This is a genomic window from Rhizobium sp. 32-5/1 (assembly GCF_029537235.1).
GTDB lineage: Bacteria > Pseudomonadota > Alphaproteobacteria > Rhizobiales > Rhizobiaceae > Pararhizobium.
On sequence record NZ_CP120639.1, the window covers coordinates 711,684 to 726,801 of the forward strand.

Annotated in this window: 15 protein-coding genes and 5 pseudogenes; 13 read left to right on the forward strand and 7 right to left on the reverse strand. The window is 56.6% G+C overall.

The window, feature by feature from the left end; translation table 11 throughout:
• Positions 1-159 precede the first annotated feature (159 nt).
• Positions 160-554, forward strand: a pseudogene (locus P6U16_RS25010) (MucR family transcriptional regulator).
• A gap of 580 nt (positions 555-1,134) precedes the next feature.
• Here P6U16_RS25010 and P6U16_RS25015 read toward each other — a convergent pair.
• The 3 genes and pseudogenes from P6U16_RS25015 to P6U16_RS25025 form a co-directional block, all read right to left on the reverse strand.
• Positions 1,135-1,346 (reverse strand): annotated as a pseudogene (locus P6U16_RS25015) (4-oxalocrotonate tautomerase family protein).
• A gap of 15 nt (positions 1,347-1,361) precedes the next feature.
• Positions 1,362-1,738: pseudogene (locus tag P6U16_RS25020) on the reverse strand (nuclear transport factor 2 family protein).
• Complete coding sequence (locus P6U16_RS25025) at positions 1,738-2,364, reverse strand: glutathione S-transferase C-terminal domain-containing protein (protein WP_277704150.1); 627 nt, start codon at positions 2,362-2,364, stop codon at positions 1,738-1,740. The pseudogene P6U16_RS25020 and the gene P6U16_RS25025 overlap by 1 nt, the downstream one beginning before the upstream one ends.
• Positions 2,365-2,476: 112 nt before the next feature.
• On the opposite strand from P6U16_RS25025, the gene P6U16_RS25030 reads away from it, so the two are divergent.
• A complete protein-coding gene (locus P6U16_RS25030) occupies positions 2,477-2,860 on the forward strand; it encodes a helix-turn-helix domain-containing protein (RefSeq protein ID WP_277704822.1) in 384 nt (127 codons plus the stop codon).
• Between the two features lie 482 nt (positions 2,861-3,342).
• Here the strand turns inward: P6U16_RS25030 and P6U16_RS25040 are convergent, their stop codons facing one another.
• Positions 3,343-3,924 carry a hypothetical protein gene (locus P6U16_RS25040; protein WP_277704151.1) on the reverse strand — a complete coding sequence of 194 codons (582 nt, stop codon included), beginning with the start codon at positions 3,922-3,924 and terminating at the stop codon, positions 3,343-3,345.
• 477 nt (positions 3,925-4,401) lie between these two features.
• Between P6U16_RS25040 and P6U16_RS25045 the strand changes: the two genes are divergently transcribed.
• The 5 genes from P6U16_RS25045 to P6U16_RS25065 all read left to right on the forward strand — a co-directional run bounded on the left by P6U16_RS25045 (position 4,402) and on the right by P6U16_RS25065 (position 8,340).
• Positions 4,402-5,046, forward strand: a complete 645-nt coding sequence (locus P6U16_RS25045) for a BA14K family protein (protein WP_277704152.1) — start codon at positions 4,402-4,404, stop codon at positions 5,044-5,046.
• A 127-nt stretch (positions 5,047-5,173) separates the two neighbouring features.
• Positions 5,174-6,574, forward strand: a complete 1,401-nt coding sequence (locus P6U16_RS25050) for a sensor histidine kinase (RefSeq protein ID WP_277704153.1) — start codon at positions 5,174-5,176, stop codon at positions 6,572-6,574.
• The gene (locus tag P6U16_RS25055; RefSeq protein ID WP_277704154.1) at positions 6,574-7,221 is read left to right on the forward strand and encodes a response regulator transcription factor; all 648 of its coding nucleotides are present in this window, start codon (positions 6,574-6,576) and stop codon (positions 7,219-7,221) included. Before P6U16_RS25050 ends, P6U16_RS25055 begins: the two co-directional genes overlap by 1 nt.
• A 128-nt stretch (positions 7,222-7,349) precedes the next feature.
• The gene (locus tag P6U16_RS25060) at positions 7,350-7,748 is read left to right on the forward strand and encodes a DUF1236 domain-containing protein (RefSeq protein ID WP_277704155.1); all 399 of its coding nucleotides are present in this window, start codon (positions 7,350-7,352) and stop codon (positions 7,746-7,748) included.
• A 400-nt stretch (positions 7,749-8,148) separates the two neighbouring features.
• Positions 8,149-8,340: a hypothetical protein gene (locus P6U16_RS25065; protein ID WP_277704156.1), complete on the forward strand. Its 192-nt coding sequence runs from the start codon at positions 8,149-8,151 to the stop codon at positions 8,338-8,340.
• A gap of 10 nt (positions 8,341-8,350) precedes the next feature.
• On the opposite strand, the gene P6U16_RS25070 is transcribed toward P6U16_RS25065, so the two are convergent.
• Positions 8,351-8,764 (reverse strand): hypothetical protein, encoded by a 414-nt coding sequence (locus P6U16_RS25070; protein ID WP_277704157.1) that lies wholly within the window; start codon positions 8,762-8,764, stop codon positions 8,351-8,353.
• A 404-nt stretch (positions 8,765-9,168) separates the two neighbouring features.
• Between P6U16_RS25070 and P6U16_RS25075 the strand changes: the two genes are divergently transcribed.
• Both P6U16_RS25075 and P6U16_RS25080 read left to right on the forward strand, forming a co-directional pair.
• Complete coding sequence (locus P6U16_RS25075) at positions 9,169-9,462, forward strand: hypothetical protein (protein ID WP_277704158.1); 294 nt, start codon at positions 9,169-9,171, stop codon at positions 9,460-9,462.
• Between the two features lie 123 nt (positions 9,463-9,585).
• The gene (locus tag P6U16_RS25080) at positions 9,586-9,837 is read left to right on the forward strand and encodes a hypothetical protein (protein ID WP_277704159.1); all 252 of its coding nucleotides are present in this window, start codon (positions 9,586-9,588) and stop codon (positions 9,835-9,837) included.
• A gap of 622 nt (positions 9,838-10,459) precedes the next feature.
• Here P6U16_RS25080 and P6U16_RS25085 read toward each other — a convergent pair.
• Positions 10,460-10,690 (reverse strand): hypothetical protein, encoded by a 231-nt coding sequence (locus tag P6U16_RS25085; protein ID WP_277704876.1) that lies wholly within the window; start codon positions 10,688-10,690, stop codon positions 10,460-10,462.
• 61 nt (positions 10,691-10,751) lie between these two features.
• Here P6U16_RS25085 and P6U16_RS25090 point away from each other — a divergent pair, with 61 nt between their 5' ends.
• The 4 genes and pseudogenes from P6U16_RS25090 (at position 10,752) to P6U16_RS25105 (ending at position 14,694) form a co-directional block, all read left to right on the forward strand.
• Positions 10,752-12,293 (forward strand): ATP-binding protein, encoded by a 1,542-nt coding sequence (locus P6U16_RS25090; protein WP_349017706.1) that lies wholly within the window; start codon positions 10,752-10,754, stop codon positions 12,291-12,293.
• Between the two features lie 203 nt (positions 12,294-12,496).
• Positions 12,497-12,700 carry a hypothetical protein gene (locus tag P6U16_RS25095; RefSeq protein ID WP_277704160.1) on the forward strand — a complete coding sequence of 68 codons (204 nt, stop codon included), beginning with the start codon at positions 12,497-12,499 and terminating at the stop codon, positions 12,698-12,700.
• Between the two features lie 310 nt (positions 12,701-13,010).
• Positions 13,011-13,673 (forward strand): annotated as a pseudogene (locus P6U16_RS25100) (aminotransferase class III-fold pyridoxal phosphate-dependent enzyme); the annotation flags it as partial.
• Between the two features lie 127 nt (positions 13,674-13,800).
• Complete coding sequence (locus tag P6U16_RS25105) at positions 13,801-14,694, forward strand: phosphotransferase (protein ID WP_349017707.1); 894 nt, start codon at positions 13,801-13,803, stop codon at positions 14,692-14,694.
• Positions 14,695-14,715: 21 nt separating this feature from the next.
• On the opposite strand, the pseudogene P6U16_RS25110 reads toward P6U16_RS25105, so the two are convergent.
• Positions 14,716-14,808: pseudogene (locus P6U16_RS25110) on the reverse strand (homoprotocatechuate degradation operon regulator HpaR); the annotation flags it as partial.
• Positions 14,809-15,118: the final 310 nt, after the last annotated feature.

Consider the following 15,118-nt stretch of genomic DNA (forward strand, 5'->3'; position numbering starts at 1 on the left):
AGGCGCTTGTAATTTTCCTGTCCGAAGTCTTCTGCGATGTTCTCTCCCCTCATGGGATATAGCCGGTCGGTTGGCAGATTGAATCTGTCTATCCTGTAATCAAAGGAACTTGGAAAGAGCCTTGGAAATGAGCCCAGAAAAAGACATGTTGCAAACCCGCTGGTGGCGCTCACAGCACACGTTGTTTCCGCCTATGTGCAGAACCATGTCGTGCCGGCGACCGGCTTGAAGATATGATCCAAGGGGTTCATATCGCGCTCCAAAACACCGGCCGGCCAATCTTGGTCGATGCCGAGCATACCAGCGAGAAACAAAAGCCCGCTGTCGCAATCCGCAAGTCTGTCACGGACGAGTTCATAATCTGCCTCGAGGATGGCCAACAATTCAAGTCTCTGAAACGTCACCTCAGCGCGAAGTATGGGATGACACCCGACGAGTACCGGGCGAAGTGGGATCTTCCAGACGACTACCCTATGGTAGCGTCCAAATACGCTGAGCAGCGCTCTCAATTGGCTCGTGCCAGTGGCCTCGGAAATCGGCGACGGGCAAAATAAGCCCACCGGGCGTTGCGTGGCCCTATGTTGTTTTGCATTTAATCGTGAGATTCCAGTCCTAACAGTTTCAACAAGATGGCCCGGCACTTAATTTGAGACTTGGCATTTAATTTGAGATTCTGGCTTCACTTTTTGGCACTTAATGTGAGATTCGCCGCCGGGAAAAGACGGTGGCCTACGGCCATGCTTCCATCAGAAAATTTCCTGTATTACAGATGGTTATCGCCAAACCGGAAGGCGTCAGGCGCGGAAAATCACACCGAATAATCTCAAATTAGGTGCCATCAACAGCCGGAACGGGCGCATTCTTACAATTAAATGCCAAACGACATTTCCGGAGTGGCCGATCGAACGCCCGGCCGAAGAAGCGATGTCTGCTGCACTGGATATGTTCATTCTGTCGATCGGCGCTCCGGGTCGCGCAGGCACAACTGCCGGCACCTGAACGCGAGAGAAAGAACACTGGCGACGCGGTATAGGTGGGCCGCCCCTACCGGCCAGCAAGAGATACTCGCTGGCCGGCTGAGTGACGACTGCACTTACAACCCTGCCGGGGTTGACGGATTGAGCCTCGGCCGACTCACGAGGGCGTGAGTAGCGTCTTGCGGTAGTCTGCGACAGGAAGCCCCCGACGCCCCAATCCTCCATCGCGACCTCGTCAATGACCACAAAGGTTGTGGCCGGGTTTTTGTTCAGGATGCGCACCAGCAGATCGGTAACACCGAGGATGAGTTCCGCTTTCTGTTCCCTGGTGGCGCCTTCATTTGTTATTTTGATGTTTACATAGGGCATCTTGAATACCTGCCTCTACTGCTTCTGTTCGATGATCTTGAAAATTTTGGCGATGATCCGCCATTTCCCATCGACGCGAACGAGCGTCAGGAAATCGACAAACTGCCGGGGGCCAATCGCGCACCGCACACGGGCGTGCGCAATGTTGTCGGTTGCAATGTCGATTGCGTCGATGTGATCGCGGCGCGCTTCGTTCCGAGAGGCGCCGGATTCCTGCCTGCAACAATCGGAAAATATTCCGCCATCGTGCGATGAAGAAAGGGCGTCTCGTCAGGCGTCGCGTAGACAGCTGCCGGGTGAAAGACACTTTCGAGTCGGTCGACATCGCAGAAATAGAGGGCGTCGAAATAAGCGCCCAATGTTTCGCGGATGTCTTCAAGGGCATTGCTCATTACGCGGCCTCCTCCTGAAGCAAGCCTTCGGCAATAAGCGCCGCGCGAACGGCAGGACGCATGGCCACGCGCGCGACATAGGCTGCAACCGTAGGCCATCGTGCGAGATCGAAACCGATGAAGCCGGTCCAGTTGAGCACGACGAACAGATAGGCATCGGCCACCGTAAAGGTTTCACCGAGAATGAAGCCCCGTCCGTCAGACAGTCCGCGCTCGACATCATCGATCCGGCGGGCGAGGTTGATTTCGGCGCGTGACTGTTCACTTTCCTCGAAGGAGCGTCCGCTGAACCATGGGCCGAACGCCTTGTGTAGCTCCGAGGACGTGAAGTTGAGCCATTCCTGCAGACGCACGCGGTCGAGCGTCCCGGTGGCCGGGGCAAGACCGGCTTGTGGCCGCAGATCGGCCAGGTACTGAAGGATCGCCGGGTTTTCAGTCAACACGATGCCCGGTTCAATCTCGAGGGCCGGAACATAGCCCTTCGGGTTGATCGCGCGGTAATCGGCCCCGTCGATCGTCGTTCCTGCTGCCGTATCGACCCTCACGCTCTCGAAGGGCAGACCGAGTTCGGTGAGCACGATGCGGGCGGACAGTGAGCAGGCACCCGGCTTGAAGTAAAGCAACATTTATAGACCTCTGTTGGTTGATGGACGCCTGCAGCCTAAGGACCGAAGTTACCGTTGCCAACTTGGTTTCTATCAGTTACCTCATATCTGAGTTTCCCTGCGGTAACTGGAGATTCAGATGAGCCTCAAAATCCGGAAAAACAGAAGCGTGGCGCCACCCGAGCCATGCGTGCTGACCGAATGCATGGCGATCATTGCCGGCGCCTGGGCGCCGAATGTGATCTGGCATTTGCGCGCCGGGCCGCGCCGCTTCAGCGAACTGCGTCTTGATATTCCCCCGGTATCCGCGAAGGTCCTTTCACAGCGCTTAAGGGAACTCGAAGCGCGCGGCGTTATAAACCGCACCATCCAGCCTACGACGCCTCCGTCTGTTGAATACGCCTTGACGGCTCTCGGTGAAGAGTTGGTGCCCGCCCTCAGTGCAATCATCGACGTGGGGCACAAACTGAAGATGGGCGTGACCAGGGCCGCGGTTCCGGCAGAGGCCGTTGATTGAGAGGAGCACATTGCAACGGCGGGGAGTGACTGTGCCTGAAATGTGTCCAGTGTGAACGCCTTGATAGGAACCGAACCGGCGACAGGTTGGGTCAGATAGCTTAAGTGTTTGAAAAGACATACTTCGCGGGATAGCGTCTATTTATGGAACTTTCCCCAGAAGTTGTTTTTACGATGGTTACAGCTTTCGTACTTTTGAGTTTTGCACCGTTAGCGTTTATCGGTCCAACCTGGAGGAAGTCCAAGCTGACCGGCCACGATAGCTTTGATGCCAGGATCACGTCCAAAAGCCTCGCAGGTGCATATTTGCTTGGATCCCAAGCTATGGGAAACAGAGTCCGGCGTTCGTCGTCGAGACTCAACGCCTACCGCGCTTGGTCGTCACAGGGCTGAAGATCCCTCTTTCAAAGGTCACTGCCCCGGAAACTACGATTTATGGGTTAAGCGGCAGCGGCAGCCCGCCGCCACCGTCTTCGAACCTGCTCAGTTGCCTTCATCGGAATTTGCCAGGGCATGGCGCACTTGGTCGATCTTGCCGACCTCATCTCCAACGCCGAGAATGGTTTTAGCCCACTCCAGCGATGAGTCCGAAACTGTCGGAGTGCCCGCAGCTGTTGCCAGAGCTTCCCGTAATGTTTCGTCCGAATATTCGCTGCCGGCCGGAACCGTATCGACCCCGTTGGCAAGTTCGTATTTCGCATATCCGCGGACGTAGGCAAAGACACCAGCGAACCGTGGGTCATTCGAGTTGAGGTAGGCTTGGTAGTTCCGCTTAATTGAATTTAGGCCGGCACGTTCCGCCGCATCAGGCTTGGCTGCTTGCTCCGCATCGGTTGATCTGCCCTTGTTTTTGCGCACGTCATCGCCGCCTCTGGCAGGAGCTTTTGAATTTCCCCTGTCGGATTTATCCCGTCCTGAATTGCTGCCACCATGATTGCCGCTGCTTCCCTCATGACCGCCTCCTCCACCCTGGCCGCCATTCTTGGCATAAGCAGTTCCCATTGGAGTGGGCAGTGCAAGGGCAACAGTGATCAGCGCGGGTGTAATCAATGATCTCATCGACATGGGTTTTCTCCTGCATGCATTCTTCCGGACGCAACATTTGCGCGCGTTGATATTACCGTAAGATTGCAGCTATCATGATGGATTCAAGCACTGGCAGACCAATGCTTTTCTGAGCAGGACCTAAGTCCCGCTGGATGAATATTTGGTTGAACCGACAAGAAAGCTGTTTAACGGCGGACATGAAACCTCACGCTCTTGATGCTGCTGTGAAGGAAAAGCATCAAGAGCCACGAAAGAGATTGCGCGGACCGCATTTCTCAGCGTCATCCATTCAGCGGGAAATGATGGACTTTAGTCCTGTTTCGCGACAGCAAAAGACTAACAGGCACGATATCCAGGTATTCGAGCGGAACTCGGGTATCCGAGTCGCGTTTGTGGATCGATGACAACGCCACCTCGGGATGCGGAAGTTGAAGTGTCGATTTCAAGCTTTGGCCTACCGTGTCCCGACAACCGATCGAAACGCAGGGCAATCTGATGACATATCCAATCCTGCCCGTACTTGCCCTCACGCTCTCGCTCACCGCCATAGCCGGGAGCCTTATGGCAGTTCCGAACCACCTACCGGAGCCCGAGGTCAATGAACTGGATAACATCGATATCACGTCGCTCTGGACATCTCATCCGGTGTCAGTGGATCCTAGCAAGCAGAGTTTTGAGCGGCTTCCTGCTCTGGTCGTCAAGCTTCCGGAGTCGGCGGATTTAAACCCCGGCCTAGATAACATCGTTGCTAGCTCGATCGAACCCTCGAGCCAGATGGTCCGAAGCGATCTCATCGACGACGGCGAATTATCGAGCGTCGACCTTTCCTCAATATACCAGGCTGACACGCAAGCGGCGGCTTGGTGCGCAAATCGTTACAGGTCGTACCGCGCTTCAGACAACACATATCAGCCGTACAGCGGTGGGCGCCGGCAATGCGAACCACCGTTCAGTTCTTCAGTGCATGAAACAGCGACTGCGGATGTTGTGCAACAAACGTCTGATATCGCTGAGATCGGCTATTCCGGAGATAGCCATGCTGAATGGTGCCTGTCGCGCTATCGCTCTTATAACCCAAACGACAATACATTCCGCGCCTTCAGCGGCGAAATCCGCTCCTGCGTATCTCCTTACATCTGACATAGCCTCCGTCTGTGCATCTCATCGCCGTTCGCGCTCCCAGTCGTTGACGAACCACCCTCCCGCCATAGTTTATGACAAACAGGTCGCAGGCTAGGAATTGCGGGTTTCGGAGCGTTAGAAAGGCATGCAAGCTTTCTTCAAAGAGTATGACTGGAACGCACTCTCGCTGGCCCAGCAGTTTGTTCTTGTAGGCGGATTGGTCTCTCTCGTGGCGACCATCATCGTCGGAGCGTTCGTCACAAGTCTCATTGAAGACGCGGTGACAAGGAATTCCGGAGCCGCGACCGCTCTCTACGTAGACAGCGTCATCGCGCCACTTCTTCCAGACATGCAGAACAGCGCGGCCCTGAGCGACTCCGTGAAACAGGCGCTGGACGAAACCTTGGGCCAGGGAGCACTGGGAAAACGTCTGATGTCCTTCAAACTTTGGCGTCCCGACGGCACAATCTTGTATTCCAACCACAAGGAGCAGATCGGACGGAAGCTGCCGATCAGTGATGGCATACGTGCAGCGCTGAACGGAAAAATGGTCGCCGAGTATGAAAATATCGACGATGTCGGGAGTGAAAGCGAAAGAGAAAGCGGCTTGCCGCTGCTCGAGGTCTACAATCCCGTCCTTCAGCCATGGTCGGGCGAAGTCGTCGCTATCCTTGAATTCTATGAGATCGCCACCGACTTCCAGCAAAGCCTGAACCACGCACGCTTACAAAGCTGGATCGCTGTGGTGGCATTTACCATGACCTTTTTTGCCATCCTTTCGGCTCTCGTGTTCAGAGGGAGCAGGATGATCGACAGCCAGCGCGAAGCATTGAACAAGCGCATCCAGGAACTCTCCGAACTTCTCACGCAGAATGGCGAACTGAGTGCGAAGCTTCAGCGTGCAAGCCAGCGGACGACCGCCCTGAATGAACGCTATTTGCGACGCCTCGGAGCTGAACTGCACGATGGACCGGCACAGCTTGTCGCTCTCGCGGCGCTGAAGGTCGATAGCGAGATCATCAGCAATCCTCGCACGTCGCGGAAGATACGGGATGGAGAGATCACATCCATCAAATCCAGTCTGGATGACGCCATGCAGGAAATCAGGACGATCTGTAGCGGTCTCGTCCTGCCTCAGATCGAAGGAGCCGATCTCAGAGAGATAATCGAACGAGCCTTGAAGGCCCACATGCAGCGCACAGGCACATCGGTGAGGCTCTCAATGTCTCCCACCTCGCCGCCGCTGCCGTTATCGGCAAAGATCTGCGTCTTCCGTTTTCTGCAGGAGGCGTTCAACAACGGATTTCGCCACGGCGGCGGACTTGGACAATATGTCGTGCAGACCTTCGACGGGCACAACGTGTCAATAACCGTCGGTGATAGCGGTCCGGGCTTCGACCCGGCGCAAATCAAACCATCCAGCCTCGGCTTGTCGGGCCTGCGGGAACGCGTCGAGAGCCTCGGCGGACATTTCGACTTGAAGACATCGAACCGAGGGACCGTGCTGCGCATGTCCCTGAACCTGCATGAAATGGAGCCTGCCTAATGGGAGAGATCACAATTGCCGTCGTCGACGATCATCCGCTGTTTCGAGAGGGCGTCATGCGGATACTGTCCGAGATTGCGGGGTTCGCAATCGTTGGTCAGGGTTCGACCAAGGATGAGGCGCTTCAGTTATGTGCCACCGTGAGACCCGATATTTTGCTCATGGATATCTCGATGCCGGGCGGCGGGCTGAATGCGATCGTGCCCATCCTCGAAGTCAGCCCGACGCAGAAAATAATCATGTTGACGGTCTCCGAGACGGGCGAAGATGTAATGAGCGCCTTGTCAAAGGGCGCGAAGGGCTACGTGCTGAAAGGCGTTGGCTCGCGGACGCTCGAGGATATCGTAAGGGCGGTTGCAGCAGGAGAAACCTACGTCTCACCGACGTTGTCGGCGCGGTTGCTATCCGACATGTCGTCGGCAGCCTCACCGAAGCAAGTCAATCCGATCGACGATCTGACGAAGCGCGAGCATGAAGTCCTGAACCTCGTGGCCGAAGGCCTGAGCAACAAGCGGATTGCGTTGCGGCTTGGCGTGCATGAGAAGACAATCAAGCAGCACATGACGCACATCTTTGCAAAGCTTGGGATCAGCAACAGAACGGAAGCGGCCATGACACTGCGCAACGCGATAACAGTCCGGATTTGAAGGGGTCGCGCATCAATCGGCGCGGTCGAGTAGGACTTTAGCCCTACATGTTTTTAGCATTGGTCCCGGTCGGGAACCGGCATGGATTATCGACGTTCAGCTCCTGTGAAAAAACATTGGAGACTGTCATGAACACGAAACTCATTCTCGCATCGGCCTTTGTCACACTCGCCCTGGGCGGCTCGGCCCTAGCCGATGATTCCACTGCGGTCACCGGCGCCGCGGGTGGTGCTATCACGGGTGCGATCGTCGGAGGTCCGGTCGGTGCGGCCGTCGGCGGTGCTGTTGGCCTGGTCGCGGGTGCCGCGATTGACCCGCCGCCTGAACGCATCGTCACTTATGTCCAGCAGCAGCCTTTACAGAACTCCGTCGTCGTCGCGCAGCCGCTCGTTGTCGGTAAGCCGATCCCTCAAGAGGTTGTTCTGGTCCCCATCGCTGAAGATCCCAGGTACTCCTACACCGTTGTCAATGAACAGCGCGTCATCGTCGATCCGCAGACCCGCACGGTCGTGCAGGTTATCCAGTAACGCCAGCCACACTGGTCACCGAGCGCGCAGGAGATAGACAATGAATAGCCTGATCTGGCTCGTCGGAGCCATCGTGATCATTGGCGCAATCCTGTCATTCGTTGGATTCGCCTGAGTTGCTACCCGAGGCAACGTTGCAGCGTTGCCTCGGGTCCGTCATCATCGCCGAGGGGCAGATATGTCTTACAATAACTCATCTGAACAAACCGCCTCGCTTGTCTGGCCAATCATCTGGTTGTTCGTGATTGTGGCGACCGCAACGGCTGTGATTTTTTCGACGGGCTTTGCTGGCTCTACAGATCGACGCGGTACGGTGGTTTTGCCCGCTGTCGATAAGGCTCGCTGATGGTAATTGGTCTTGTCTGGGGCAACCACGATGAACTGCCGAAGGAGCATCTCCATGTGGCTCGAGCTGACATCCGAGAACGATGAAAAATTCTATGCCAATGTCGACCAGTTCATCGTCATTTACCCTCTAAACGATGACAAACTCACGAAGGTTCTGACGCCTGGCGGTCCGATTATGATCAAGGAACCACTGGCGTTTATTCAGTCGAAGCTCGAACACGCGGTCGCCCGAACATCGAATTGACGGCCACCGATCATTTACGAAAGAACCGCAGCCGGATCTCATCTCGCAAAGAGGCGCGACGGTTTACAATAGTACGCCCTTTGGAGTCTTTCATAATGTATCGACCGTTACGCACGACCTCGCTGATGCCATCGTTATGGCGAACCGAAAGCGCTGTAGCGCTCCCCTTGGTGGTCACGCCCTTGTCTTTCGCGCCCTGAGAATTCGAGTTTCCGGGTGTCTCGCTATTACCACCTTTGTTGCTGTTGCCTCCGCCGTTCCCGTTGCCACCGCTATTTCCGTTGTTGCCGTTTTTTGCAAATGCGGTCTGCAAAGTGAAACTAAACGAGAAAACTGAGATGTTTGCCGAGCACGGAGCCGTGGCAATCAACAGACCGAGGACAATCGAAAGCTGGAGGTTGACGCTCTTGCTGCGCGTTTCCATGACGTTACTCCTTGAGATCAAAAGCTGCGTATTTCCGCCCCTCGCAAGCGACGCGGTCGAGCGGCCTCGGATCGGTGACGCAAAAGCGCCTCCAGCAAACCTATACTCTTGAGACACTCGGCCAGATCGTCAAGCCGTCGTCATCGTTTTACGTCGGAGCAGGACCTTTATCTTGGTTCATATGAGACCAACGTCCTGTACCAGGATGTTCAGCACCAGGCAGACACCGCAGCGCAACCTAGAACGCAGGGGTGGTGGTTGTCCGGATCTGGTCCAAAGGTCTAGGTTTTGCAGAGGACTGAGGTCGGATGCCGTGATGATTGCGTATGCGCTATGATTGTTGGCAAGCCTGATCTGCGCGCGCTGCGCGACGTCACATGGTGGTTCACAGTGAGACATTACGCATGATGGATGGATTCACAATCTACGCCTATACCTTGGGAAACGGGAGTTCGCTGTCATATGTCGCGGACGAAGCCCGCGCATATTATGAGGCCCGCACTCATCGCGGGTTCTTGCGCGAGGATCCCCACCGACACCTTCCCGAGCAAACAGCAATCTACCGTGTTCAGCTACGCCCACTCCCGGTCGAAGCCATACTCGACATCCTGAATGAGCGCGGAAGTGTCGTGGAGAGGTTTGTGGCGGCGATGGAGCCGATTGGGGCGGTGGCCGACGTCGGGGACGTGGCGCCGTGACACTCTACGCCTGAACACTCGAATTGGGTGGCATGTGCACAGCACAGTCCGGCCGTGGCAACTCAAGAGGAGAGCGGGATTTCCTCCTTCACGAAGTTATCGGCCGATGGGAGGAATGACCTTGTGACACATTATGCTTGGACAATAGAGGCAAGCGGTTCGAATCGCATTCAAAAAGTCACAACCCTGCCCGAGCTTTATGACATCCTCCAGATGCTGAAGCTGCCAGGAATAGCACCTCCCACCTGGCTGACGATAGATCCATGGCGCGAAGCGCCTCCTGGCGACGGGCATTACATCTACGATGAAGGCGGCTCGAATGAATGGTCTATTGTCTGGACAAAAGTCAACTACGGCCCTGGCGACGTTAACTGAGATCGAAGCGCTGCGAATTCCGGCGCTTTGGCCCAGGCAAGTGAGTGTCCGTTTGAGGTATCGTTTACGGCTTTCTCGCCTTTGGCCTCTGTGATTTTTGGAAGCCCTCTCCTGACACATACAGCCGCCAAGGATTGTAACACCGAGGGATGCACTGGAATTTGAGCTTTAGCCCGCATCAACACTTCAGATGTGGATACACGCTCTCAAGTTCCCGTTCGTCGGAGGAGGTCTGGACTCGCTTGGCCGTCGAACGCATTCTCCTTGATGTTGCGTCTATCTACGTTATTTCGCGAGGGGACAACGCGGTTTATTGTTAATACGAAAGGTCGCTGAAATGATGGGGTCACACGACGGCATCCTCGTAATGCTGGCTGTCATGATTGCGATAGCGGCGTCTTACACGGCTCTTGACCTTGCTTCACGAATGACAGCAGCTTCATCACGCCTAGCCTCCCTTGCATGGCTTACAACCGCGACGGTTTGCATGGGTGGCGGAATATGGGCGATGCATTTCGTCGCCATGTTAGCCTATGTCGTTCCAGGTATGGAGGTTGCCTATGATCCGTGGCTGACAGTCCTATCGTTCCTTACCGCAATCGTTTTCACAGGGGTTGGCTTTTCAGTCGTGGCCCGCGCCGATAGCGGTCCAGCTGCTCTTGTCTTCAGCGGCGTTTTCATGGGGAGCGGGATCCTTGCGATGCACTATGTCGGGATGGCGGCGATGCGGATGCACGCCAGTCTTCTGTATGATCCTTTGTGGGTCGCAATTTCGGTTATCATAGCTCTGGGCGCCGCCATTGCGGCTCTCTGGCTTGCCTTTCGCGGTGCCCGATTCTGTCGAGAAAATCATTTCGGCGTTTGCAATGGGCCTGGCGATCTCCGGAATGCACTTTGCTGGCATGAGAGCCGCAATGTTTCAGACGCATAGCGGCACGGGCGTGGAAATCGACGGCAGCGTCGATCAGAGTAGTCTCGCCTTGGCGGTATCGTCTATTACATTTCTAATCCTCCTCGCAGCGATCATAGCCGCGATCTTCGATAGGCGGTTTGCGGCACTCGCCACAAAGGAATCGCTGGCATTGAAGGAAAGCGCAGAGCAGTTCCGTTCTCTATACCGGCGCACGCCTCTCCCCCTGCATGCCCTTGACGAGGAGGGCAGGATCGAGGACGTCAGCGATGCTTGGCTGTCATTGCTGGGCTATGATCGTGGGTCCGTAATCGGCCGCCCTCTCATCAATTTCATGACGGAAGAATCGGCAAGGCAGCGTGTCGCCGACTGGCGCGCTCTTTTTGCCGAAGGTGCGCTTCATGAGCGAGAGTATAAGCTTGTCACGCGTCAGGGTGAGTTCCTCGACGTTTTATCGACCTCCCGCATCGAGCGAGACGCAAATGGTAGATTTATTCGCGTGGTCGGCGGGCTGGTGGATGTAACGGCGCGGCGGCGGGCAGAAGAGGCGCTTCGCCAGGCGCAGAAGATGGAAGCGGTAGGGCAGTTGACAGGAGGGGTGGCACACGACTTCAACAACGTTTTGGCTATCGTTCTGGGCAACCTAGAAATGATCCGTAAGCGGGTGCCCGAAAGTGATCGCACACGCTCCATGGTCGATAATGCGATTGAAGGTGCAAAACGCGGTGCAGCTTTAACACAGCGCATGCTGGCGTTTTCCCGCCAACAAAGCCTCAGCCCGCAAGCTGTGCAAATAAAAGCCCTGGTCGAAGGCATGCACGACTTGATTGAGCGATCCTTGGGACCGCGGATAAAAGTGGCTACCAACTTTTCCGACTTTCTCCCCGCGGTCTTTGCCGACCCACACCAGCTCGAGATGGCTCTGCTCAACCTAGTCGTCAACGCTCGCGATGCGATGGAAAGCGGGACGATCACCATCATCGCCGACGGCCCCGCTCCGGCGCCCCGAGCTCTACACGGCGGGCCGTTTGTACGTATTCGGGTTGTCGATACCGGCCAGGGAATGGACGACGCCACGCTCGCGCGAGCACGCGAACCGTTTTTCACCACCAAGGGTGTGGGACGGGGAACCGGGCTGGGGTTGTCCATGGCCAGTGGGTTTGCGGACCAGTCCGGAGGCATGCTGGACATTGCGAGCCGGAAAGGGAATGGCACGACGATCAGTATCTGGTTGCCAATCGCGAGTTCCATTACAATGGTGAAGCAACCAAGCAGGCCTGACTCTGAGACCGGTCAAACGCTTCGCTTGGATGGGCAGACCATTCTTGTTGTCGATGATGAGGCTCTGATCCTCATGAATACCGACGATGCACTGCAAAGTCTCGGAGCTACCGTTGTTACAGCAACAACAGCCATGGAAGCTCTACAGCTGTTTAGCCGTCATTCCGAGGTCTCATGTCTGGTTACAGACTACGCAATGCCGGGCATGACTGGCGCCCAACTTGCCGCGGCTATCCGCGTAAAAATCCCAACCTACCCATCGTGATTGCGACAGGCTATGCCGAGATACCGGAGGAGATTGCTGGATACGCAACCATTGTAAAGCCTTTCACTGGGGACGCTTTGGGAGAAGTCATAGCGGGAGCCATATTCGGAGCCAGACGCGAAGTCGTTCCCTTTGACAGAAGGAAGAGTTGACGAGGATCCGTGCGTAAACGTTTGCCATTCAATGGGATGGGCTAAAATCAGATGGACCCACATCTGACGATCTTCATAGCCTCACCCACGACGACGACCCTGCCGGTCCAAATGTTCAATTATATTCAGGATTCGATCGACCCGTTGATCTGCGCCATTTCCGCACTTTTGATCCTTGCGACGGTAATCTTGATGTTCATCCTGGACCGGGTCTACGGCCCTGAAAAGCTGTTTGTCGGTGAAGGGCAGGCGTGACGACGGTTCCGCAACGCGTCGCTACGCTGCATGAGTTGCAACGAGAGGGGACAGCACGATTTATGTCGTGCGGCACAATCATTCGCTGACTCAGCGATGTTGGGCGGTCACGGGCGAAGAATTCGGTCTCGATGCCTGCCGGAGCGGCGTTCGGATCGCTGGCGACGCTTTTTGAGAAAATCAATGGTCCCATCTGAGCGTGTGGTCCAGGCAGGACGGTGACTTCGATCAACGCCTCCGCCCCCTCTGCCGTTGCCGAATCAGCGAGCACGGCGCGAACACTGGTGCCAATATTGGTAAGTGCATCTGCCCGTTCTTCGCCAATGAAGGCTTCCCCGATCTTCCGCCGGGCTTTCTCGACAAGGCGGTTGCTGCCGTGCGCAAGTCCGGTGGCCTGGTCATTGCCGACGAGGTGCAGCCGGGTTTCGGACGCACCGGCGGCCATATGTGGGGCCACCAGCGCGCCGGTTTCGTGCCGGACGTAGTCACGCTCGGCAAGCCGATGGGCAATGGCCATCCGGTCGGCGGGGTGGCGCCGAACGCCAACACGCTGAACGCCTTCCGCAAGGCCTTCCGCTACTTCAACACCTTCGGCGGCAACCCCGTGTCCTGCGCTGCGGCCATGGCCGTTCTCGACGTCATCGAGGAGGAAAAGCTGATGGACAATGCCCGCACCGTCGGCGCCTATGCCAGAGATGGCCTGAAGCGGCTGGCGGACAAGCATGACGTCATCGGCGACGTGCGCGGCAGCGGCCTGTTCTTCGGCGCGGAACTGGTTCTCGACCGGCAGGAAAAGACACCCGCGCCGGAGATTGCCACAAGGGTCATCAACGAAATGCGCGAACGCGGCGTACTGATGGGCAAACTCGGCATTCATCAATGCGCCACCAAGATAAGGCCGCCGATGCCCTTGTCGAAGGACAATGCCGATCTGATGCTATCGACCCTCGACGACGTCCTGTCGGGACTGTGACGACGATCATGCTCAAAAACGAAACCGGCCCGTCGACGCGGGCTCTTGCTGACAGGGCCCGGGAGGCGCTCGGCCATTGGAACCTCGGCGGGCAGACACCGCAACTCCTGAAAGTTCGGGAAACGCGGTGTTCCGGATCCTCCTGGCAAATGGCGAACCGGCGGCCCTGCGCCTTCATCGCCAAGGATATCATGACGAAAACACGCTGGCCGCGGAACTCGGGTGGATGGGGGCGCTGCGGCGGGCGAACCTTGCCGTTCCAGCACCGTTGGAAAGCCGGACCGGCCAGCTGATCGTTGCACTTCCTGAAACCCAAGATTTCGGCGTGCAACATGCAGATGTCGTCAGCTGGATGCACGGGAGCCCGCTCGGCCAGTCCGGCGTCCCGCTTCCCTATTCCCGCGAGCGCCTAGTGACCATCTTCCTGTCGCTCGGTGAGACCATGGCACGGATGCACACGGTCAGCGACGCGTGGAGCCCACCACAATTCTTCAGCCGCCCGTCCTGGGACGCCGACGGTTTTCTTGGCGAGCAGCCGCTCTGGGGGCGCTTTTGGGATTGCCAAGGACTCTCGCAAGATCAGGCGCAACGGCTCGGCGATCTGCGGCAATCCCTGCGGACACGCATTGAGGCTCTGCCCGCCCTCGACTACGGCCTGATCCATGCCGACCTCGTTCGGGAAAACGTTCTTGTTGATGGTGATCGCATCAAGATGATTGACTTTGACGACGGCGGCCATGGCTGGCGCATGTTCGATATCGCAACGGCCCTGTTCAGGAACAGGCACGAACCGCACTATGCCGCAATCAAAACGGCTCTCATCCAGGGCTACAGGACTGTCCGGCCTTTGCCCGACAGTGCTCTTACCACTTTGCCGCCCTTCATGGTTTTGCGCAGCGTGACCTATATCGGCTGGATCGGGCAACGATCCACGATGCCGGACGCGGCAGACCGGCTTCGACGCTACGTGACCGACGCACTGAACCTGGCAGAGGCCCTTTCTTCTGGGGCTGACGGATAGATGGGCAAAACAGTGCTGTTTGTCGAGCGTTGCCAGTTCATCGAGCATGTCGAGCAGGATATCGATCCGCTCGCGGCCGAAACGCTGTTCGATCGCCGTGTAGATCGTCCGGCTTTAACCTGACGGCGGTTGCCACCCTCAAATGTTAGTGCATGCCCTCATCGAGAGGCCGGGCTGGCGCTACATCGCTTGTTAAACGAGAGCTTCTATTTCCGCTCGCCCTCGGCATTACGCCGAGAAGGATTGTTAGCATGCCAAAATAAGATTGCCTCACGGCAGTTTCAACGAAAAATCTCCGAATATTGCGAAGTGTAGCTTGCTCCGATCGCATCAGAGCGGGTCCTGGAAAAATCAGGCCCGATCTGATCAGCCTGATCATCAAGGACATTCGGCGGGCGACGCGCAAGCATCGTTCATCCGAAGA

Coding starts and splice junctions, on each gene's coding strand:
- P6U16_RS25075 (WP_277704158.1), top strand. CDS start 9,169: ATGATGGATGGATTCACAATCTACGCCTATACCTTGGGAAACGGGAGT.
- P6U16_RS25055 (WP_277704154.1), top strand. CDS start 6,574: ATGGGAGAGATCACAATTGCCGTCGTCGACGATCATCCGCTGTTTCGA.
- P6U16_RS25040 (WP_277704151.1), bottom strand. CDS start 3,924: ATGTCGATGAGATCATTGATTACACCCGCGCTGATCACTGTTGCCCTT.
- P6U16_RS25060 (WP_277704155.1), top strand. CDS start 7,350: ATGAACACGAAACTCATTCTCGCATCGGCCTTTGTCACACTCGCCCTG.
- P6U16_RS25090 (WP_349017706.1), top strand. CDS start 10,752: ATGTTTCAGACGCATAGCGGCACGGGCGTGGAAATCGACGGCAGCGTC.
- P6U16_RS25095 (WP_277704160.1), top strand. CDS start 12,497: ATGGACCCACATCTGACGATCTTCATAGCCTCACCCACGACGACGACC.
- P6U16_RS25085 (WP_277704876.1), bottom strand. CDS start 10,690: ATGATTTTCTCGACAGAATCGGGCACCGCGAAAGGCAAGCCAGAGAGC.
- P6U16_RS25045 (WP_277704152.1), top strand. CDS start 4,402: ATGACATATCCAATCCTGCCCGTACTTGCCCTCACGCTCTCGCTCACC.
- P6U16_RS25070 (WP_277704157.1), bottom strand. CDS start 8,764: ATGGAAACGCGCAGCAAGAGCGTCAACCTCCAGCTTTCGATTGTCCTC.
- P6U16_RS25025 (WP_277704150.1), bottom strand. CDS start 2,364: ATGTTGCTTTACTTCAAGCCGGGTGCCTGCTCACTGTCCGCCCGCATC.
- P6U16_RS25065 (WP_277704156.1), top strand. CDS start 8,149: ATGTGGCTCGAGCTGACATCCGAGAACGATGAAAAATTCTATGCCAAT.
- P6U16_RS25050 (WP_277704153.1), top strand. CDS start 5,174: ATGCAAGCTTTCTTCAAAGAGTATGACTGGAACGCACTCTCGCTGGCC.